We start from the raw sequence: 19,340 nt of genomic DNA, 5'->3' as shown, positions 1-19,340 counted from the left end.
CGCATCGGTAGTCTTCCCCGCATCTCGAAGAGGAGTCGGGAAAGTTATGGGCACCTTGCCCGATAAGGGAGGACGACTATGAAGAAATCTGTAACCCGCAGGACCTTTGGCCTGCTTGGACCCGCTGTTGCCGTGGCCATCAGCTTTGGCGCGCCCGCGATGGCGCAAAGCCAGCTGTCGATCGCGACCGGTGGCACCGGCGGCGTCTACTACCCGATGGGCGGCGGTCTGGCCGAGATCATCAACAACCACATCGACGGCTATTCCGCCACGGCGGAAGTCACCGGCGCGTCGGTCGAAAACATGGGTCTCATTGCCCGGGGTGACGCGGATCTGGCCATTGGCCTGGCCGACACCGTGGCGCAGGCCTATTCCGGCACCGGGCGCTTTGAAGGTCAGCAATTGCCGATGGTGCGTGGCCTGGCATCGCTTTACGCCAACATGGTGCATATCGTGGCGCTCGAAAGCTCGGGCATCACATCGCTCGAGGATCTGCGCGGCAAGCGCGTGTCCATCGGCGCCCCGGGCTCGGGCACAGAGGTCAACACCAATGCGATCCTCGAAGCCAACGGCATCAGCTACGACGACATCGAAGAACAGCGCCTGAACTTCAACGAAACCGCCGACGCGCTGTCGAACGGCGATATCGACGCCGGGTTCTGGTCCGTGGGCGCGCCCACCTCGTCGATCCTGAACCTCGCAACCACGCAGGACATCGTGATCATCGCCCTGACCGAGGCCGAACTGGACGCGGCCATGGCCGCGGACGGCACCTTTGCCAAGACGACGCTTGCGGGCGGCAGCTATACCGGCGTTGACGAAGACATCACCGTTCTGGGCATTCCGAACGTGCTGACCGTGTCGTCCGAGATGGAAGATGACGTGGCCTACAACATCACCAAGGCGATGTTCGAGAACATTGCCGAACTGCAGGCGGTGCACCCCGCGGCGCGCGAGACGACCGTGGAGTTTTCCATGTCGGCAACTCCTGTCCCGCTGCACCCCGGCGCGATCCGCTATTACGAAGAGATCGGCGCCACCGTTCCGGACAAACTGCGCCCGTGACGGCCCGGATCCGCGAAGGGGGAGCCGCCTTGCTCCCTCTTCTCTTTTTCCTGCTGCTGCCTTTCTCGGCGGGGGCCAATGCGCTGACGGCCACCACCGAAACTGGTACCGAGATCGCCCGCCTTGACGTGCCGGAGGGCACCGGGTGGTGCGTGCTCTGGAACCATTCGGTCAAGGGCTTTCCGGTTTCCGACTGTTACGAAAACCGGGCGGGCCGGATGGTCCTGGTTTACGCGCATCTTCCCGATTTCGCCGCGGGTCTGGATCACATTCCCGGACGCGGGCGGCAGGTGACGGATGGAAACGGCGGCTATTTCATCCTCGACATCAATGAGCCGGTCCCGGGCAATGCCTATGTTCTGCGTCCCGGTGCCGGCCCCGTAAACCACCGCTTGCAGCTCGGAGACAGCATTGTCTCCCTGTCAGCGGTCGCGCCGCACCAGAGGGTGCGGATCGCTCTGAAAAGGAATAAGGACCAATGACTTCGACCACGGAAGATCCCTTTGTCCCGATCGAGCAGCCAAGGATGGTTGTGCGCGTCATCACCGTCATCGGGATCGCGCTTTCGCTCTTTCAGCTTTACACGGCGGGGGTGCAGCCGCTGGGGCTGTTCTTCCAGCGGCCCATACACCTGGGCTTTGTCCTGGTTCTGTGTTTCCTGATCTATCCGGCCTTCGGACGGCACCGCGCGCGCGGTGTGACGGGGTGGATCATCGACGCCGTCCTGATCGTGATGAGCATCGCTGCCGGCGCCTGGGTGCCGCTGAACATCGACATCATCGCCAACCAGATCTTTCCCCGGACCATCGACATCGTCATGGGGGTCGTGACGATCATCGTCGTGCTCGAAGCGGCGCGGCGGGCCGTTGGCCTTGGCATGACGCTGATCGGGTCGTTCTTCCTGGTCTATGCCTTTGCGGGCAACCGGGGCGAACTGCCGTTTCTGGCCGACTGGATGCCCGGCATCCTGAACCACCGTGGCTATTCGCTGGACCGGCTGGCCAGCCAGATGACCCTGGGCGCCGAAGGGATCTTCGGCATTCCGCTGGGCGTGGCCGCCACCTTTGTGTTCATCTTCGTGCTCTTCGGCGCCTTTCTGGAAGTCACCGGCGCGGGCAAGTTCTTTATCGACCTGGCCTATGCCGCGGCGGGCAAGCAGCGCGGCGGCCCGGCCAAGGCCGCCGTCATCGCCAGCGCGGGGATGGGCTCGATCTCGGGCTCGGCCATCGCCAACGTCGTGACCACTGGCGCCTTCACTATTCCCCTGATGAAAAAGCTCGGCTACCGCCCCGCACAGGCCGGCGGGATCGAGGCCGCTGCCTCGACCGGCGGGCAGATCATGCCGCCGCTGATGGGGGCAGGGGCCTTTCTGATGAGCGAATTCACCCGCATTCCCTATGTCGATATCGTTCTGATCTCGATCTTTCCGGCGGTGCTTTACTTCGGCACGGTATACCTGCTGGTGCATATCGCAGCCGTCAAGCAGGGCATGACGGGGCTTGCGGCCGAAGATCTGCCCGACACGCGCAAGGTTCTGGCCGAAGGCTGGCATTTCCTGCTGCCGCTCGTCGCGCTGGTGGCGCTTCTGGTCGCGGGCTATTCGCCGATGCGGGTGGGCTTTTACGCGATCCTGTCAATCATCACCGCCGCCTCGGCCCGGGCGCTGTGGAGCTTTGCCACCTCGGGCCCGACCCTCGAGGGGTTCGTGGCACTGTGCAAACGCGGCCTCGCGCTGACGCTCGAAGCGCTCGACTTGGGCGCGCGCAACGCGGTCGCGGTGTCGGTGGCCTGCGCGGTCGCGGGCATCATCGTGGGGGTCGTGGGCCTGACGGGCCTGGGGCTGAAATTCTCGGCCATGATGATCGCGTTTTCGGGCGGCAACATCGTTCTGGCGCTGATCCTCGTATTGCTCGCCAGCCTGGTGCTGGGCATGGGCCTGCCGGTGACGGCGGCCTATATCGTGCTGATCATCCTCGTGGGCCCGGCGCTGACCGAACAATTCGGCATTCCGCTCTTGATCGCGCATCTGGTCGTGTTCTGGTATTCACAGGACAGCAACGTGACACCGCCCGTGGCGCTTGCCGGCTTTGCCGGTGCCGCGATCGCGGGGTCGAAACCGATGGAGACGAGCGTTCAGGCATGGAAATACGCCAAGGGCCTTTATCTCATCCCGCTCTTCATGGTGTTCAACGAAGAGATCATCCTCGGTGGCCCCATGCCGATGGTGCTGTGGAGCGGCGCGATTGCGATCCTTGGGCTGATGGCCTTTGCGGCGGTGCTCGAGGGGTTCCTGTGGCGGCCCATGGCGATCTGGATGCGGGTGCTGCTGGTTCCGGGCGTGGTGGCCCTGTTCTGGCCCGACCTTGCGGTCGAGGCTGCGGGTTTTGCGCTTGTCGTGGTCCTGTTGGGGCTGAATTGGCTGCAGGCGCGACGCGAACGGGATCTGCCCGGCGGCCCGCCCTGGGCGCAGGACGGCTGAGCGCATGACGCTGGTCCGGCCGCTTTTTCTTGCGGGCCTTGTCGGGGTGCTGGTCTGGGCCATCGCGCAGAACCTCGCCCTGGGCGCGGCCCGCACGCAACTGGACCAGACGCTGCTTCTGACCGAACGCGCCGTCGAGGCAGAGGTGGAGCGGCTACGCTCGCTCCCCTCGGTCGCGGCCGAAGACGTGCGGGTGCGCGATGCGCTGGCCGGAACCGGTTCGCTGCAAGCGGCGAATAGCTATCTCGAAACGGTCGCGGTGCATGCCCAGGCGGGGGATCTGTACCTGATCGATGCTGGGGGAGAGACCATCGCGGCGTCGAACTGGAACCGCCCGGGCAGCTTTGTCGGGCAGAACTACGGCTTTCGCCCCTATTTTCAGCAGGCGATGGCGCTTGGCCAGGGCCAGTTCTATGGCATCGGCGTGACCACCGGCGTGCCGGGGTATTTCCTGGCGACGCGGATCGACGCGGGCGGCCTGCGCGGTGTGCTTGTGGTCAAGATGGATCTGCGCCCTTTGCAGGAAATCTGGCGCACGGCCGATGCCGACGTTGCCCTTGCCGATGAGAACGGCGTGGTGTTCCTGTCAGCGCGGCCCGACTGGGAATACCGCGCGCTGACGCGGCTTGGTCCCGAAGTGCTCGAGACACTCGACGCCACGCGCGCCTACGAGGGCGCGGAGCTCGCCACCTCGGCGCCGCTTCTGACCGATGCGCCGCAGCAGAGCGACGCCACAGGTGACGGCTGGATCGGGCGTATCGCCACGATGCCCTCGACCGGCTGGCAGGTGATCGCCGCCCGGTCCACAGCCGGGCTGCAGCTTGTGTCGGTGGGCGCGGCGGTGCTGGGCGCGCTTGCGACACTGGCGCTGATCGGCGCGTTCAAGGCCTGGGACCAGCGCCGTCAGATCATCGCGCTGCGCCTGTCGCAGTCGGAAAAGCTGGAATCCATGGTCCGCGCCCGCACCGCCGACCTCGCGCGCGAGGTGGAGGCGCGCAAACAGGTCGAAGTCGACCTGCGCGCCACGCAAGAGGCGCTGGTGCATACCGAAAAGATGGCCGCCCTGGGCCGGATGTCAGCGGCCATCGTGCATGAGATCAGCCAACCCCTTGCCGCGATGGAGGCGACGCTGTCGGCGGCGGAACTGGGGCTCGACAAGGACGATACCGCCACGGCGACCCGCCTGGACAAGGCGCGGGGGATGATCCGGCGGATGCAGCGCACGACCAAACACCTCAAGAGCTTTGCGCGCAAGGACGTGGCGGAACGGTCGCTGATCGACCTTGCCGTGCCGGTCGCCTCGGCGCTCGAACTGGTCGCGCCGCGGGCGCGCGCCGTCGGTGTGGTGCCGGTATTCCAGGCGCCAGAGGAACGGATCGAGGTGATGGCGGGCACCGTCAGGATCGAACAGGTCGTGGCCAACCTGCTGTTGAATGCACTCGATGCGGTGGCAGACAGGCCCGACGCACGGATCACCGTCACCCTGACAACCGATGACGGTTCGGCCCGGCTCAGCGTGACCGACACCGGCAAGGGCATCGCCGAGGCGGACCTGGCCAATGTCACCGAACCCTTCTTTTCGACCAAGGTGACCGGCGAAAGTCTTGGTCTGGGCCTTGCCATCTGCAAGGCGATCCTGTCGGATTTCCACGGCAGCCTCGACATCAGCTCCGCCGCCGGTCAGGGCACACGGGTCACCGTCACCCTGCCGCTGGCCGCCGCGAAGGGGGCCGAGGCTGCATGACCCCCTGCATCTTCATTGTCGACGACGACGACGATCACCTGTCGGCGCTGGCCGATCTGATCGACGCCTCGGGATACCGCGTTCGGACGTTCGACACGGCAGCGGCCGCGCTGGCGGCGATGCCGGACCAGCCCGATCTTGTCATCACCGATCTGCGCATGCCCGGCATGGACGGAATTGCGTTTCTCAAGGCGCTTCGGGCGCAGAAGCATCACGTGCCCGTCGTGCTGCTGACCGGCCACGGCGATGTCGGCCACGCGGTCGAGGCCATTCGTGCAGGGGCCGAGGATTTCCTCGAAAAACCCTACGACTCAACGCATCTGTTGGCGGTCGTCCGGCGCACGCTGGAGGCGCAGGCCGCGCGCAACGAGTTGGCCCGCCTGCAGCAGGTTCTGGCCGAACGCGCCGACAGCGGCATCCTTGGCCGGTCCCGCGCGATGCAGCAGTTCCGCAAGCGCATCGCGGTTCTGGCCTCGGTCGATCTTGACGTGCTCATCACCGGCGAGACGGGCACCGGCAAGGAACTGGCTGCACGGGCCATCCATGCCGCAAGCGCGCGGGCGAAGGGGCCGTTCGTCGCGCTCAATTGCGCGGCCCTGCCGGAAAGCATGGCAGAAACGATCCTGTTCGGCCACGGCGAAGGGGCTTTGGCCCATGATGCCGAAGGCCGCGCGGGCAAGTTGGAGGCGGCGCATGGCGGCACGCTGATGCTGGACGAGGTCGAAACCATGCCTGTGGCCATTCAGGCCAAGCTCTTGCGGGTATTGCAAGAGCGCAGTTTCGAACGGCTGGGGGACACTGTCGCGCGGCCCTTGGATGTGCGGGTGATCGCGACGACCAAAACCAATCTGCGACTGCTCGACACCTTCCGCCCGGATCTGTTTTTTCGGCTGGCCGGGTCAGAACTGACGACGCCGACCCTGCACGAAGCGGGCGAGGACATCCCGCTGATCTTTGCCCATTACGCCCAGCTGGCCGCCCGCCGCTATGGCCGCCCGGACCCGAAGGTGCCCTGGGCGCTGTCGCAGAAGCTCAAGCGCCAGGCCTGGAGCGGCAATGTCCGCGAGCTCAAGACGAGTGCTGAGGCCTTTGCGCTTGGGTTGGCGGAGTTTGAGGGGAGTGGTGCGGCCGGGTCGACCCCGATGACGCTTGCCGATCGCGTGGCCGCATTCGAAGCGCGCGAAATTTCCGCGGTTCTGGATGCGCACGCAGGCAACACCCTGCGCGCGGCCAAGACGCTTGGGCTTCCGCGACGCACGCTGAACGACAAGATGCGCCGATACGCGATCTCTTCGGACACGGCGCGAAAATCCCACGACCCAGACTGACGCTGTGACCCCGTCTCGTGGGTCGTCGGTATGATCGCAAATTTCGCGTTCATCTGATACGAAAATCGCCCGGGGGTCCGGGCAAGCAAGCTTCCGGAAATGGCCTGCGGTTTACGGCCCGTTGCACCGCCCTGCGATATCCCGTGTGCGGTCCGGCATGTGCCACCTCCGTTCTCTAGCGTGATGCGATTGGCATGAAGCGGCATTGAGCGGACGTACGATCCATGAAGCCGGCGCGGAAACATGGCCGAAGGCCGCCGCACCATTGCAGTCGCGCTCCCAAGCGGCTGCGATTTGGTTGAGCTTGGTGCATAGCGGGGGTGGCGTGCGCACTTGGCTGGCATAAAGCGCGCAGCGGGGAGACATGATCGCGTCCGCGCGCGACTGCGATGGCGCGGCTCGTTACCCGGTTGCGCAAGGTCCGTTACAGCACGGTCGCGCGCGACGCATCTGTCTTCATCCCGTTCTAGGTTTTGTCGATTGGCTCCCAGCCTGAATTCGGTCAATCCGAGCCGTCGCTCAAGAGAAGTCGGTGCCTGATATCGCGGAAGGCGGGGTCAAGTTCCGTTGGTCGGCCGTGGCCTTCGCGGCCAAAAAGCGACGCATCGACCGGTTCCAGCAGCGGGTGATTCCGGTCTGGCGGCACGGTTCTGTCGGCCTTGAGCAGGTGCCGCGCACGCCTTCGAAACGACGTCACATCGCCTTTCCGGGCATCGCGCCCCAGGCGGCGAAGGTCGCGCCGCAGACGCAGGTTGCGTCGCCAACGCCCGAGCGTCGCGGACGACAGCACATGCCCCCGCGCCCCAACGGCCAGGATCAGGAAAAAGCCGGTCAGCGCAGCGGCCACGTGCGGCAGCCCGACCCCGAGGTCGCGCCGCCATCCCGTTGCCCGGTTGTCCGCAAAACTGGCATAGCCGATCGTCGCGGCGGGCAGGATGGCGCTGCGGTTGGTCCTTGCGGCGGTGTCGAAATAGGGAATGGTGACTTCGGGCAGCACGCCCGGCGCACCCGTGATCGGCCGCAGGCTCCAGGTCCAGGTCAGCGTCGTGACCGGACCCTGCGCCGTCACCTGAAAATCACGATCCTCTGGCGGCGTGAAGGTGATCAGCCACGGCGCACGCAGGGGCGGCTGCTGCGGCATCATCTCTGGCGTGGCACCCAGGGCGCGCAGCACGACCCGGCGTTTCACGCTCTGCCCGTCTTCAAGCCGCGCGGCCTCCGCGTCCCAGCTGTCCGACAGTTCCAGCGCGCGCACCGGCAGCCAGGCGTCGCCCGCGCCCACGGGTTTTTCCCGAACCTCTATGATCACCGGGTCCGACCGGACAAGGACCGTGATCCGCTTACCCTCCGCATCGAGGATTTCCAGCTCATGCGCGATGGGCAGCACCTGCAACGATCCGGCGCGCTTTGGATACAGCGCGAGGCGACGCTCAAAGACCTTGACCTGCCGCCCGTCGATGCGCTGATCGGTCCAGTCGTCCTGACCCAGCCGGGTCCAGGCGAAATCCGTCATGCTGCGGAGTTTGAGTTCCTCGTTCGTAATCGTCTCGCGGTAGAGCCCGCGGAGCGTGGCAAGGATCATCTCGCCCTCGAACGGCGTCTCCTCGCGCGGATCCAGCACCAGCTCAAGCTGTAGCGTGTCACGCTCCTGTGCGGCCAACGGACCGGCGCACAGAAGGACCAGGATCAGAAGCCTCACCATCGCAGCGGCTCCTCTGGGTGGGCCTCGCCCTCGCGGCGGCGGCGCGCCATCTCGGCGTCGAGCCGACTCTTGAGATATGCGCCGGGCGCATCGGCCAGCGTGTCGAGCCATCCGTCATCCGCAGCGGCGGTCCGTTCTCCGGTGACAGAGCGTTTGATGCTCCTGCGCACCGGGTCGCGCTGGTCGGCCTGGATCGGCAACGACGGATCGTCGGGGTCGAATGCGGCGGTGGCGATGCCCGCCTCGGACAGGATCGTCTCGATCCGCCCGTGTCCCATCGCCTCGCCGATCACCGGCGTTACCAGGGCAGAGACGACCTCGCGGTTGTGCTGCGCGTCGGCGTCGTAGCGGTCGGCAAAGAGAACCGCATCGAAATAGGCGACCGACAGGCTGTACTGGCCGGTGGCGGCGAGCGTCAGACCCCTGTTGTAGGTGGCGTTGCGGCCAATGGCGGCAAAGGCGGCGTCGGCCTCGGGATACTGTCCGACCGCGTAAAGCACCGCGCCCCGCGCGGCGGGATCGCTGATCAGCGGCAGGGCCAACTGCGGAAACCCTGCGCGCCAGATCAGCTTGGCCCAGGCCTCGGGGCCCGCGGCGACGGCGCAAAGGACGGCGGCGGCGAGAACGGAGACGGTGAAGCGGGTCATGCCGCACGCCTTCGCCGGAAGAGGAACGCCAGCGGCACCAGTGCCAGCGCCATGAACCAGCGCCCCTGATCGGCATAGCGCAGGTTGCGCAGCGCCGGGTCGGATGTGCCGCGGCCCTGCCGGTCGGACAGCAGCGCCTCGAGCCTGGCCACGTCGCGCGCCTCTACCGTGGTGCCCTTGCCTGCGGTCGTCAGCGCGACCAGCGCGTCACGATTGGCGGGCGTCATCCCGTAGGGCGGCGCATCGGGGGTCACGAAGACGGCAGAGGTGCGGATGCCCTGCGCCGCCATCTGCCGGGCGCGGTCCAGCGCCTCGGGTCCGGTGCCGCCACCGTCAGAGACCAGCACGACATCCGGCCGCACGGCGGCGGCATCCGCCAGCGTGCGGCGCGCCAGGTCCAGAGCGCGATCGGGCCTGCTGCCCGCGACCGGCATGCTCTGCGCGTCGGCTACGGCGACCACGGTCTGCAGGGGGGCGGGATCCTCGGTCGGGACGCTGACCAGAAAGCTTTCGCCGGAATAGACGCCAAGCGCGATGGGCCGGGTGCCGTGGCGGTCGATAAGGCGTGACACCGCGGCTTGGGCATCGTCAAAGCCCCCGCCCTCAACCACCGAGGGCGAGAGGTCCAGCAGGATCATCACCGCGTCTAGGTTGCGCAGCACCGGCGCCTCGGGATCGCGCGTTGCCGGGCCCGCCAGCCCGGTCGCGGTCAGCGCGGCAGCAAGGGCAAGCGTCCAGGGTGCCCCGTCGCGGCGCGCGTCGCGCACATGGCCAAGCGCGCGCATGGCGGACAACAGGCCCGGATCGGTGATCCGTTGCCAGCGGCCAAGGCCGCGCGCCATCCAGACCACGAGCGCGGCGGCGAGCACCGACAGCGGCACGCCGATCAGCCACAGCGGGCGTAGCAGAACGACGTCCCAGGCACCGCTCATGTCAGGCCGCCTCACGCGCATGCAGGGCCAGCGACAGGGCCATCAGCGCCATCGCCGTGCCACCGAGCCAGGGCCAGAACTCCTGCCAGGCGCGGATCGGCGGCGCGTCGGCAAGGCTCGGTTCCAGCCGGTCGATGGTGGCGGTGACAGACTTGAGATCGTCGGTGGTGCGGACGCGAAACATCTCTCCGCCCGCCGCCTTGGCAATCCGGCGCAGGGTGTCGCTGTCCACCGCGTCGCGCGCGGTGGGTGAGGTTTCAAGGTCCGCCGGGCCAAGCGCGATGGTGTAGATCCGGATGCCCAGGCTCTTGGCGGTGACGGCGGCGGCGACCGGATCGACCGCCCCGGTCGTGTCCTGCCCGTCCGAGAGCAGCACGACCACACGGCTCTTGGCATCGCGTGTGCGCAAGCGCCGGATCGCGAGGCCAAGGCCGTCGGCAATTGCCGTGGCCTTGCCCGACACGCCGATCTGCGCGGTCCGGATCACCTCTGCCACCGCGGTCACGTCGTGGCTGAGGTCGGCGGCGACATAGGCCCGTTCGCCGAACACGACGAGCCCCAGGCGGTCCCCGGTCCGGCCCCGGACAAACCGCGCGCCGACATCCTGCACCGCCGCCAGCCGTGACACCTGCGTGCCGTCAAGGTCGAAATCCTTGCGCTCCATGGAGCCGGAGAGATCCAGCACCAGCACGATGTCGCGGCCCGAGGCTGGCACGAGATCGAGGAGACGTTCCTGCCGCGGCCCCGCGAGCGCCGCGACCAGCGCGATCCATGCCAGGGCGAGGCTGACAGCCCGGGCATGGCGCCGCGCGGGCGTGGCATCGGCAGGCTGGAACGCCGTGGCGATGGCGGGCGGCAGGCCAAGAGCAGCGGTGCGGCCCGCCCGCGTGGGCAACAGCCAGAGCAGGAGAAGCGGCAGCGGCAACAGGAGCGCGGCCCAGGGCGCGGCAAAGCTCATCGGGCCGACCTTCGTTTCGCGGCGGTGATGACGGCTATTTCCAGCAGCGCCGGATCGACGGTGGCGCGCGGATCGTAGAGCGCTGCGTGCAGGCCATCGGGGCGTGTGCCGCCATGGTCCTGCAACAGCGCGGCCAGACCGGTGATCCGGGTCTGCGGGTCAGCTTGCGCGAGCGCCCGGATCGACGACCGGGCCTGATCGACCGGACGGACCCGGCGCACCGTCACCATCCGCAGAAGCGCCAGCACAAGCAGCCCGGCGATCAGGCCGAGCGCGAGGGGGGCCAGCGCATCCTGCCAGCCGAACCGGGCAAAGCCCGCGGGAATGCGGACCTCCGCCAGGCGGGCGGTCAGCTCTTGCGGGGTCATGCCGCCTGCGCCTCGACCGGGTGTTCGGCGCGGATGATGCGGGTGGGTATGCCATGCCTCTCCAGCAGTTCCGCCGATCCGGACGGGCCGAACCGGCCCCGGTGCAGCCGCGCGCCGATCACGGCGGCAAAGCGGCCCGGGGGCGGCGCCGTCTCGACAGCATCCTGAACCAGCAGGACCTCGAAGGGGCATTTGCGCATCAGGGTTGCTGCCGATGGGCCGAATCCCGCGCCCGGATCGTCCAGCCCGGTCGCCAGCAGGATGGCCATGCCCGGTGCCGCACGTTCGGTGACCAAGTCGATCAGGTCCGCAAGGGCGTCATGTCGGTCCGCAGGGGCGGCCAAGGCCCCGGCATGCGCGCGCGCCAGCGCCCCGGCAATACGCAGCATCGACGCCTCGCGCGGGCGCGGCGCCAGCAGCTCGGCATCTCCGGTGCCAAGGATCATGAGCCCGACGCGCCCACCGGCCCGCACCGCGCGCCAGCCCGACAGCGCCAGCGCCTCGGCAGCGGCGACAGAGCGGAAGCGGCCCTTGGTGCCCCAGAGCATCGGCCTGCGGAAATCGGCGACCAGCAGCAAAGACTGCTCGACCTCTTCATGCCGACTGCGGACCTGGGGTCGGCCACTCCGCGCGGTGGCGGCCGGGTCGATCCGGCGCAGGTCGTCGCCGTCCCGAAACGGGCGCAGGTCAAACAGATCGCCGCCGTCGCCGCGCCGCCGACCGGACAGGCCGCCCGCCAGTCCCTGCGACAGGCCCTGCGGCGCGGGCGCCGTGGCCAGGCCCGCCAGCGCGACCAGCCGGTCGAGCGAGAGCTCTGCGCCGGATGTCTGCGGCACTTTCACAGCGGCCTTACCGCTGCAAGAACCTCGGCCAGGATGGTGCGCGCCGTGTCGCCTGCGGCCTGTGCGCGCCAGGTCGGGGCCATCCGGTGGCACAGGATATCCGGCGCGAGTGCGGCCACATCCTCGGGCACCGCATAGTCTCGCCCCTGCAGCCAGGCCCGCGCCCGCGCGGCCCCGGCCAGCGCCAGCGTGCCGCGCGGGCTGACCGCATGGCCGATCCGCCCGACGACATCGACAACCCCTGTTCCGCGCCGCGTCGCCATCACGAGCGCCACGATGTACCGGCGTAGTGCCGGAGACAGGTGCACCTGCAGCACCTGCTCTTTCATCTCGGCCAGAAGCGCATGATCCAGAACCGGCTCCTCGGCCCCGGCGTGGGCGCGCAATTCGCTCTCCACCAGGTCGAGGATGGCCAATTCGTCCTCTTCGCCCGGCAGGTCCAGCAGGACATGCATCAGGAAGCGGTCAAGCTGCGCCTCGGGCAGGGGAAAGGTGCCCTCCTGCTCCAACGGGTTCTGCGTCGCGACCACCATGAAGGGGTCGGGCAGGCGGCGGGTCTCACCCCCGGCGGTGACCTGGCCTTCGCCCATCGCTTCGAGCAGGGCGGACTGGACCTTTGGCGGGGCGCGATTGATCTCGTCCACCAGCACGAGGTTGTGGAACACCGGGCCGGGCAGGAACTCCATCCGCCCGGTGTCCTGCCGGAAAACCTGCGTGCCGGTGACATCCGACGGCATCAGGTCGGGCGTACACTGGATGCGGGCAAAGCTGCCCTCGACACCGTCGGCAAGGCGGCGCACCGAACGCGTCTTGGCCAGGCCCGGCGCGCCTTCGATCAGCACATGCCCGCCGGTCAGCAGCGCGATCATCAACCGCTCGACCAAGGCCGCGTGCCCGACCAGTCCGGCCTCCATGCGGGCGGCCAGCGCTGTCACCGGGTCCGCGTCAAAGCCCGCCGCGTTCGTCGCGATATCTTCCATGCGCTCCTCCACTCCTGCCGCGCAGACAAACACGGGGCAGGGCGCAAGAGAAGGATCTTGAGCGGTTCCGGAAAACCTCGGGCATATTGCCCGAGACATCGGGGGCGGATTGCCCGATCCTGCCGGTGGACGCGATGCAAGAGGAAACATCATGAGCCTGCGGTTGCGACTTGTACTGACGCTCTGGATGGTCACGGCGCTGGCCGGGGTGATAACCTTGGGGCTTGCCGTCGCCGATGCCTATGGCACCGCGCGCAGCGATACGCAGACCACGCTCAGCCGCGCGAGCTACGTGCTGGAGCGGAACTATCATATGGAGCCGCGCGTCGGCGATCCGCTTTATGCGGAAATGACCTCGATCAAGCTGCTGAGCGTGATGTCGCCCGGCACCTGCATCCGCTACGAACAGCGCGTGATCACCCCGCGCCGCCTTTGCGCGGGCTGGCAGGTCTTCGGCCAGATCGCGCCGGATTGGTTCCGCACCGCCGTCGGGTGGTTTTTCGAGCCGCCCATGCCGGTCACGCGCTCTGGCACGGCATCGCAAAGCGGGGCGTTCCGGGTGCAGGCGTCGTTCGATCCGGTGGCCGCTGCCACCCACGCCTGGCAGCGCGCGCGCCTCGCGCTTTGGCAGACGCTGGCGATGGCGGCGGGGGTGCTGCTGTTGGGGACGACGGCGATCATCTCGCGCCTCGGGCCGGTGCGCGGAATCGTCAGCGAGCTTGACCGCCTGGCACGCGGCGATCTGGGCGCGCGGGTGGCACCTGGCGGCGCGCGGGAGTTCCGGCAGATCGGCGGGGCGGTCAACCACCTGGCCGAACGGCTGCGCGCCAGCGCCGAGGAAAGCCGCGCCCTGACCCGCAAGCTGATCGAGGTCGAGGATGTGGAGCGTCGGCAGCTTGCCCGCGACCTGCATGACGAGTTCGGCCAGACGCTCACGGCGACGGCGGCGCTGGCGGCGTCGATCACCTATGCCGCGCGGCAGGACCGGCCCGATATCGCCCGGGATGCCGACGCGATCGGCGCCAATATCCGCAACATGATGGATTGTCTGCGCGGTGCCTTCGCGCGGCTGCGGCCGCCGGACCTTGAGGAGGTGGGCCTTGCCGCGAGCCTGCGCACGATGCTGGCGGGCTGGGAAACGCAGCGCGGCGGGCGCCTGTCGCTGGACTGCGCGCTGGACGAAAGCCGGGTGAAGGAGGCGGTGGCGCTCGACCTATACCGGATCGTGCAGGAATCCGTGACCAATGCCATGCGCCATGGCACGCCCGCCCGCGTGCACGTGTCGCTGCGGCGGGTCGGGCAGGCCATACTCCTGGGGGTCGAGGATGACGGAGGCGGCACCTTGTCCCGCGGCACGCAAGGCCATGGCATCCTGGGCATCAACGAACGCGCCACCGCCATGGGCGGAAAGGTGAGCATGATCGAGACCGCGGATGGCATCCGCGTCGAAGTGGTGGTGCCGGTCGCCCTGGCAACCCGCGCCGCATGACCGATCACCGGGTCATGATCGTCGACGACCACCCGGTGGTGCGCGAAGGTTACCGCAGGCTGATCGACCTGCAGCCCGGCCTGCACATCGTTGCCGAGGCCGAGGATGCCCGCACCGCCTACAGCCGCTTTCGCGAGACGGCGCCGGATGTCGTGGTGATGGACGTGACCCTGCCGGGTGTCAGCGGGATCGAGGCGATCCGCCACATCCGGCAATACGATGATACCGCCCGGATCGTCGTCTTCACCATGCATCAGGGGTCGGCCTTTGCGCTGAAGTCGATCCAGGCGGGTGCGGCCGGCTTCGTGACCAAAAGCAGCGACCCCGAAAACCTGATCAAGGCGATCTTTGGCGTGCTCGCCGGGCGCACGGTGATTTCGCCCGACGTGATCGACGCGATCGCGCAGGACCGCATCGCCGGGATCGGCACCCGCCTGGGCGATCTGAGCGCGCGCCAGACCGAAATCCTGCGCCTTCTGGCCAGCGGCTGGCCGGTCGAGAAAATCGCCGATTCACTCTCCATCAGCCTGAAGACGGTGCGCAACAACCATTACCAGATCAAGAGCCTGCTGGGCCTTGAAACCGACGCGCAGATGGTCTGGTTCGCGCTCGAGGCGGGGCTGGTGCAGGGGCCTGCCGAAGAGGGATCGTGACGGCCGGTCGGGACGCGACCGCGGCATGGTCGGGTTCCTTTTGACCACGCCGCCGACTGCTTTGGCACGCTTCGCCTGACGAGTCCGGTGGGCCTCGGATCCACAGCAAGCCTCACTCCATCGTGCCGCAGCTTGTCGGTCCGTCCCGCGCGACGAGGGGTCGCATATTGTCCGTCCCGCTTCGCAATTCTGCACGAGCCGCCCCCGCGCCGCGCCCATAGTCTTTTCTGTCCCAGAGGAGATCGCCATGACCGACATCCTGACCCGACCCCGCACGCGCGCCGGCGGACGCTCTGCCCGCCGCACGTTGCGCACGACCCGCGATTTCACCATGCTGCCCGGTTTGACGAGGGCGTTGCCGCTTTGCGAGGTGATGGATGGCGCGCAGGTCGAAAGGATCGACGCCGCTTCGATGGACATCCTCGAAAACGTCGGTGTGGTGTTCCGCGACGACATCGCGCTCTCCGACTGGAAGGCCGCCGGAGCCAAGGTGGAGGGGGAGCGGGTTTTCCTCGATCGCGGCCTCGTCCGAGATCTGATCGCCACCATCCCCGCGGACTTTACCTATTGCGCCCGGGACCCCGAGAAGAACGTGCGCCTGGGAGGCCGCCATTCGATCTTCGTGCCGATGACCGGCGCGCCCTATCTGCGCGACCTGAACGACGAACGGCGCAATCCAACGCTGGACGACCTCGCGATGTTCCACAAGCTCAGCCACATGATGCCCAGCTTGCATTCCTCGGCGCATCATATCGTGGAACCCTATGATCACCCGATCAGCCAGCGGCATCTGCGCATCACCTATTCGTCGATGAAGCATTCCGACAAGACCTTCATGGCGATGACCACCAGCCCCAGGAACGCCGAGGACGTGATGGAGATGTGCGCCATCCTGTTCGGCGCGGAGTTCATGGAGCAGAACGCGGTGACCACAGGCAATTGTAACGGCAACTCGCCACTTGTCTGGGACGAGACGATGCTGGGCGCGATGCGGGCGCTGTGCAGGCGCAACCAGCCGGTGCTCTGCTCGCCCTTCGTGCTGGGCGGGGCCAACACGCCCGCAAGCGTGCCGGCGACCGTGGCGCAACTGAACGCCGAGGCGCTGAGCGCGCTGGCCTACACGCAGGTGATCCGCCGCGGCTGTCCGGCGATCTACGGCCACTATCTGTCGACCGTGTCGATGAAGTCCGGCGCGCCGATGGCCGGGACGCCGGAGATCAGCCTGATGAACTTCATGATCGGCCAGATGGCGCGCTTTTATGGGGTGCCCTGGCGCACCTCGAACACCCTGGGCGGGGCCAAGACATTCGACGCGCAGGCGGGCTATGAAAGTGCCACGACCCTGTCGGCTGTGCTGCATGCGGGGGCAAACTACATCTGGCACAGCGCGGGCTGGAACGAGGCCGGGATGCACTGTTCGGTGGCCAAGTTCGTGGTCGACGCCGAACAATGCGCGATGGGCTACCGCATGGCCCAGGGGCCCATGTGGGGCGATTTCGATCAGGCGCTGGCCGCCATTCCCGATGTGGGCCCGGGTGGCCATTACCTCGGGCATCCGCACACGCAGGACAATTTCCAGACCGCGTTCTTCATGCCAGAGCTTTTTGACAACAACTCGATCGAGCAGTGGGCGGCCGAAGCATCAAAAGAGATCACGCAGCGCGCGCTGGAGCATGCCACGACGCTGCTGTCGGAGTATCAGGAGCCGAAGCTGGACGCGGCAAAGGACGAAGAGCTTCGCGACTACATCGCGCGTCGCGAACGCGAAATCCCGGCAGCAGATGCACTGAACCAGGAATATTGAAGGCAGACGTTGCGGGGCGGCGCAGGCTTTCGCTGCGGCGGCGCCAAAGTCTGGATAGGGGCAGGCGGTTCAGAGCATCAGTCGCAGGGCTGCGCCGATAACCGAGGCGACGAGCAGAATACGGATGATGCCCCAGTGCAGGCGGAAGGCCAGAAACGCGCTCAGACCGAAGAGCAAGATTACGAGCCACTCGATGGTGGCAAGCTCGGGCTGCCACCACGTGACGGGACCCCAGCCTGCGCGGGCCACCGTGGTGAATAGCACATGCAGCGCGAACCAGAGCGACAGGTTCAGGATGACGCCCACGACCGCCGCCGTGATGGCCCTGAGCGCGCCCTGCAGCCGTGGCTGGTTCGCGATCCAGTCTATGTACGGCGCTCCGGCGAAAATCCACAGGAAACACGGCGCGAAAGTCACCCAGAGCGCCACAATGGCGGCGACCGCTCCGAGGCCAAGCCCCCCCTCCTTGAACCCGGCCAGGAAGCCCACGAACTGCGTCACGAGGATCAGCGGGCCTGGCGTGGTCTCTGCCAGACCCAGAGCATCGATCATCTCGCCCGCGCTCAGCCAACCGAACTGCACCACCACGTCCTGCGCCATGTAGGCCAGCACCGCGTAGGCGCCGCCGAAGGTGACGATCGCCAGGGTGCTGAAGAACGTCCCGATCTGGACCAGGATGTCGGGCGCGCCGAACCAGGTGAGCGCCAGGAGTGGAAGCAGCCAGATCGCAAGCCAGAGGATGATGGTCCCACCGGTTCTTTGAACCGACACGTGGGCCATATCGACCGTGTTCCGCTCGAAAGGCGCGTTGGCCGTGATCAGGCCGTAAAGGCCCGCCATCAGCACGATCAACGGGTAGGGAATCGAGAGGAAGAAGATCCCGATAAAGGCGGCCGCGGCGATGATCCAATGCCGTCTCTGGGTCAGCGCCTTTTTCGAGACCCGCAGCAGCGCCTCAACAACGATCACCAGGACGGCGGCCTTTACCCCGTAGAACAGTGCTTCAACGAGGGGGACATTACCGAAAACGCTGTAGATCGCTGCGAGTGTCATGATCACGACCGCACCGGGAACCACGAAAAGCAACCCGGCAATCAGGCCCCCGATCGTGCCATGAAGCCGCCAGCCGGCATAGGTCGCCAGTTGCATCGCCTCAGGCCCCGGCAGCAGCATGCAAAAGCTCAGCGCGTTGAGGAACTGTCGTTCGGACAACCACGTTCGGTCATCCACCACTTCCTTGTGCATCAGCGCGATCTGCGCCGCTGGCCCGCCGAAAGACAGGACGCCGATTTTCCACCAGACGCGTGTTGCCTCTGCGAGTGACGGGGTCACGTCCGCCCCGACGTTGTCTGCATGGCTCATGGTTCAGACCCTTTTCGACACAGCCGGCCAGTCATGCCCTTCGTTCGCCGCGTCGCGCGCCCAACGGTAGAAGGCATCATACAGCAGCATCCCTGCCTCAAGCTGTTTCAGATCATCGCGAAACATGCGTGACAGTCCCAAGGACGCTGCCAGAAGACCAGCAGCTTCGGGTGCAAGGTCATGTCTGTTGGTGTCGGCCCCGCGCACGATCACGGCAAGCCGGGTCAGGGCCTCATGCGCGATGCCAAACTCTTCGATCATCGTGTCGAAGGTGCAGCTCTCGCCGCGATGGTTCCAGAACACATCCTCGATGTCGAAGGGCGTTGCCCCGAAGCGGTCGGCCACATTGGTCACTTGCGAGCCGGCAACGAACAGGATTTGCGCTTTCGGATCCATGAAACGACGAATGAGCCAGGGACAGGCGATCCGGTCGATTTTCGGGCGGTGGCGCGTGACCCACAGCGTGCGACCGGACGCATCCTGCGGCGGTAATTTATCCGCGGACACCATCGAGAGCTTGGCGGCACGCCATGCGAATTGTCCGCCTTCGAGAACTTCCGCCCGAACCTCCGCGGTGCGCAGGAGCGCCGCCGCGCCTTGACTGATCTTGAGGCCCTTTTGGCAATAGACCACCACCGACCGGCCGGTAAGATCCTTGGCGATCTCGAGGACCTCCTTGAACGGGTGGCGAAACGCTCCGGGAACAAGTCTTGGATCGTCGGCAAAGTCTTCGTCAATGCGCACATCGAGAAGGGCTGGACAATCAGGTGTTCCGATCAGGCGGGCCAGAGCGGATACGGAGATTTCATTGTACGACGCCATAAAGCATCCTCCATGCAAAGAAAGAACTGGACGGATGCAAGATTGGGCTGGCGCCTCACGGGGTCCTTGCACACCCCTGACTTCCTTTTCTAGGTGCGGCCACCCCAGGTGTCAAAGCCAAGAGCGCCCCCTGGCTGCGTCGCTGAAACTCCGGGATACGGGCCC

17 protein-coding genes are annotated in these 19,340 nt (G+C 66.9%); 8 read left to right on the top strand and 9 right to left on the bottom strand.

Going from position 1 to position 19,340, the window contains the following annotated elements:
• The first annotated feature begins 78 nt into the window (after window positions 1-78).
• Genes ACOXXX_RS06160 through ACOXXX_RS06140 form a run of 5 tightly spaced genes read left to right on the top strand, consistent with a single transcriptional unit; the run spans window position 79 to window position 6,616 of the window.
• Entirely contained in the window at window positions 79-1,065 is a 987-nt protein-coding gene (locus ACOXXX_RS06160; protein ID WP_422825677.1) for a TAXI family TRAP transporter solute-binding subunit, read from the top strand.
• Window positions 1,062-1,547: a DUF1850 domain-containing protein gene (locus ACOXXX_RS06155; RefSeq protein WP_422825676.1), complete on the top strand. Its 486-nt coding sequence runs from the start codon at window positions 1,062-1,064 to the stop codon at window positions 1,545-1,547. The genes ACOXXX_RS06160 and ACOXXX_RS06155 overlap by 4 nt, the downstream gene beginning before the upstream one ends.
• Entirely contained in the window at window positions 1,544-3,544 is a 2,001-nt protein-coding gene (locus ACOXXX_RS06150) for a TRAP transporter permease (RefSeq protein ID WP_422825675.1), read from the top strand. Before ACOXXX_RS06155 ends, ACOXXX_RS06150 begins: the two co-directional genes overlap by 4 nt.
• Window positions 3,545-3,548: 4 nt before the next feature.
• Entirely contained in the window at window positions 3,549-5,288 is a 1,740-nt protein-coding gene (locus ACOXXX_RS06145; RefSeq protein WP_422825674.1) for a sensor histidine kinase, read from the top strand.
• Window positions 5,285-6,616 (top strand): sigma-54-dependent transcriptional regulator, encoded by a 1,332-nt coding sequence (locus ACOXXX_RS06140; RefSeq protein WP_422825673.1) that lies wholly within the window; start codon window positions 5,285-5,287, stop codon window positions 6,614-6,616. The genes ACOXXX_RS06145 and ACOXXX_RS06140 overlap by 4 nt, the downstream gene beginning before the upstream one ends.
• Before the next feature lie 502 nt (window positions 6,617-7,118).
• On the opposite strand, the gene ACOXXX_RS06135 is transcribed toward ACOXXX_RS06140, so the two are convergent.
• The 7 genes from ACOXXX_RS06135 to ACOXXX_RS06105 are packed head-to-tail and all read right to left on the bottom strand — an operon-like array spanning window position 7,119 to window position 13,045.
• A complete protein-coding gene (locus ACOXXX_RS06135; RefSeq protein WP_422825672.1) occupies window positions 7,119-8,318 on the bottom strand; it encodes a hypothetical protein in 1,200 nt (399 codons plus the stop codon).
• Window positions 8,312-8,965 carry a hypothetical protein gene (locus tag ACOXXX_RS06130; protein ID WP_422825671.1) on the bottom strand — a complete coding sequence of 218 codons (654 nt, stop codon included), beginning with the start codon at window positions 8,963-8,965 and terminating at the stop codon, window positions 8,312-8,314. Before ACOXXX_RS06130 ends, ACOXXX_RS06135 begins: the two co-directional genes overlap by 7 nt.
• On the bottom strand, window positions 8,962-9,897 hold the full coding sequence (locus tag ACOXXX_RS06125; protein ID WP_422825670.1) for a vWA domain-containing protein: 936 nt from the start codon (window positions 9,895-9,897) through the stop codon (window positions 8,962-8,964). The genes ACOXXX_RS06130 and ACOXXX_RS06125 overlap by 4 nt, the downstream gene beginning before the upstream one ends.
• 1 nt (window position 9,898) lies before the next feature.
• Window positions 9,899-10,855, bottom strand: coding sequence for a VWA domain-containing protein (locus tag ACOXXX_RS06120; RefSeq protein WP_422825669.1), 957 nt, complete (start codon window positions 10,853-10,855; stop codon window positions 9,899-9,901).
• Window positions 10,852-11,223: a hypothetical protein gene (locus tag ACOXXX_RS06115; RefSeq protein WP_422825668.1), complete on the bottom strand. Its 372-nt coding sequence runs from the start codon at window positions 11,221-11,223 to the stop codon at window positions 10,852-10,854. The genes ACOXXX_RS06120 and ACOXXX_RS06115 overlap by 4 nt, the downstream gene beginning before the upstream one ends.
• Entirely contained in the window at window positions 11,220-12,059 is an 840-nt protein-coding gene (locus ACOXXX_RS06110; RefSeq protein ID WP_422825667.1) for a DUF58 domain-containing protein, read from the bottom strand. Before ACOXXX_RS06110 ends, ACOXXX_RS06115 begins: the two co-directional genes overlap by 4 nt.
• Before the next feature lie 2 nt (window positions 12,060-12,061).
• Window positions 12,062-13,045: an AAA family ATPase gene (locus ACOXXX_RS06105; protein ID WP_422825666.1), complete on the bottom strand. Its 984-nt coding sequence runs from the start codon at window positions 13,043-13,045 to the stop codon at window positions 12,062-12,064.
• 151 nt (window positions 13,046-13,196) lie between these two features.
• On the opposite strand from ACOXXX_RS06105, the gene ACOXXX_RS06100 reads away from it, so the two are divergent.
• The 3 genes from ACOXXX_RS06100 to ACOXXX_RS06090 all read left to right on the top strand — a co-directional run bounded on the left by ACOXXX_RS06100 (window position 13,197) and on the right by ACOXXX_RS06090 (window position 16,991).
• Window positions 13,197-14,534 carry a HAMP domain-containing sensor histidine kinase gene (locus tag ACOXXX_RS06100; protein WP_422825665.1) on the top strand — a complete coding sequence of 446 codons (1,338 nt, stop codon included), beginning with the start codon at window positions 13,197-13,199 and terminating at the stop codon, window positions 14,532-14,534.
• The gene (locus ACOXXX_RS06095) at window positions 14,531-15,187 is read left to right on the top strand and encodes a response regulator transcription factor (RefSeq protein ID WP_422825664.1); all 657 of its coding nucleotides are present in this window, start codon (window positions 14,531-14,533) and stop codon (window positions 15,185-15,187) included. The genes ACOXXX_RS06100 and ACOXXX_RS06095 overlap by 4 nt, the downstream gene beginning before the upstream one ends.
• Window positions 15,188-15,434: 247 nt before the next feature.
• Window positions 15,435-16,991: a trimethylamine methyltransferase family protein gene (locus ACOXXX_RS06090; protein ID WP_422825663.1), complete on the top strand. Its 1,557-nt coding sequence runs from the start codon at window positions 15,435-15,437 to the stop codon at window positions 16,989-16,991.
• Between the two features lie 69 nt (window positions 16,992-17,060).
• Here the strand turns inward: ACOXXX_RS06090 and chrA are convergent, their stop codons facing one another.
• Window positions 17,061-18,353 (bottom strand): chromate efflux transporter, encoded by a 1,293-nt coding sequence (gene chrA / locus ACOXXX_RS06085; RefSeq protein ID WP_422825662.1) that lies wholly within the window; start codon window positions 18,351-18,353, stop codon window positions 17,061-17,063.
• 3 nt (window positions 18,354-18,356) lie between these two features.
• Complete coding sequence (locus ACOXXX_RS06080; protein WP_422825661.1) at window positions 18,357-19,175, bottom strand: chromate resistance protein ChrB domain-containing protein; 819 nt, start codon at window positions 19,173-19,175, stop codon at window positions 18,357-18,359.
• Between the last annotated feature and the right edge of the window lie 165 nt (window positions 19,176-19,340).

The sequence above is a fragment of the Thalassococcus sp. BH17M4-6 genome (assembly GCF_049323015.1).
Lineage (GTDB): Bacteria > Pseudomonadota > Alphaproteobacteria > Rhodobacterales > Rhodobacteraceae > Puniceibacterium.
The sequence above is the reverse complement of the archived record's forward strand: the minus strand, read 5'-3'. Positions and strand labels throughout refer to the sequence as shown.

What these genes read in the sequence shown, in the direction of transcription:
- ACOXXX_RS06160 (WP_422825677.1), top strand. Translation starts at nt 79, where the DNA reads ATGAAGAAATCTGTAACCCGCAGGACCTTTGGCCTGCTTGGACCCGCT.
- ACOXXX_RS06150 (WP_422825675.1), top strand. Translation starts at nt 1,544, where the DNA reads ATGACTTCGACCACGGAAGATCCCTTTGTCCCGATCGAGCAGCCAAGG.
- ACOXXX_RS06145 (WP_422825674.1), top strand. Translation starts at nt 3,549, where the DNA reads ATGACGCTGGTCCGGCCGCTTTTTCTTGCGGGCCTTGTCGGGGTGCTG.
- ACOXXX_RS06140 (WP_422825673.1), top strand. Translation starts at nt 5,285, where the DNA reads ATGACCCCCTGCATCTTCATTGTCGACGACGACGACGATCACCTGTCG.
- ACOXXX_RS06135 (WP_422825672.1), bottom strand. Translation starts at nt 8,318, where the DNA reads ATGGTGAGGCTTCTGATCCTGGTCCTTCTGTGCGCCGGTCCGTTGGCC.
- ACOXXX_RS06130 (WP_422825671.1), bottom strand. Translation starts at nt 8,965, where the DNA reads ATGACCCGCTTCACCGTCTCCGTTCTCGCCGCCGCCGTCCTTTGCGCC.
- ACOXXX_RS06125 (WP_422825670.1), bottom strand. Translation starts at nt 9,897, where the DNA reads ATGAGCGGTGCCTGGGACGTCGTTCTGCTACGCCCGCTGTGGCTGATC.
- ACOXXX_RS06120 (WP_422825669.1), bottom strand. Translation starts at nt 10,855, where the DNA reads ATGAGCTTTGCCGCGCCCTGGGCCGCGCTCCTGTTGCCGCTGCCGCTT.
- ACOXXX_RS06115 (WP_422825668.1), bottom strand. Translation starts at nt 11,223, where the DNA reads ATGACCCCGCAAGAGCTGACCGCCCGCCTGGCGGAGGTCCGCATTCCC.
- ACOXXX_RS06105 (WP_422825666.1), bottom strand. Translation starts at nt 13,045, where the DNA reads ATGGAAGATATCGCGACGAACGCGGCGGGCTTTGACGCGGACCCGGTG.
- ACOXXX_RS06100 (WP_422825665.1), top strand. Translation starts at nt 13,197, where the DNA reads ATGAGCCTGCGGTTGCGACTTGTACTGACGCTCTGGATGGTCACGGCG.
- ACOXXX_RS06095 (WP_422825664.1), top strand. Translation starts at nt 14,531, where the DNA reads ATGACCGATCACCGGGTCATGATCGTCGACGACCACCCGGTGGTGCGC.
- ACOXXX_RS06090 (WP_422825663.1), top strand. Translation starts at nt 15,435, where the DNA reads ATGACCGACATCCTGACCCGACCCCGCACGCGCGCCGGCGGACGCTCT.
- chrA (WP_422825662.1), bottom strand. Translation starts at nt 18,353, where the DNA reads ATGAGCCATGCAGACAACGTCGGGGCGGACGTGACCCCGTCACTCGCA.
- ACOXXX_RS06080 (WP_422825661.1), bottom strand. Translation starts at nt 19,175, where the DNA reads ATGGCGTCGTACAATGAAATCTCCGTATCCGCTCTGGCCCGCCTGATC.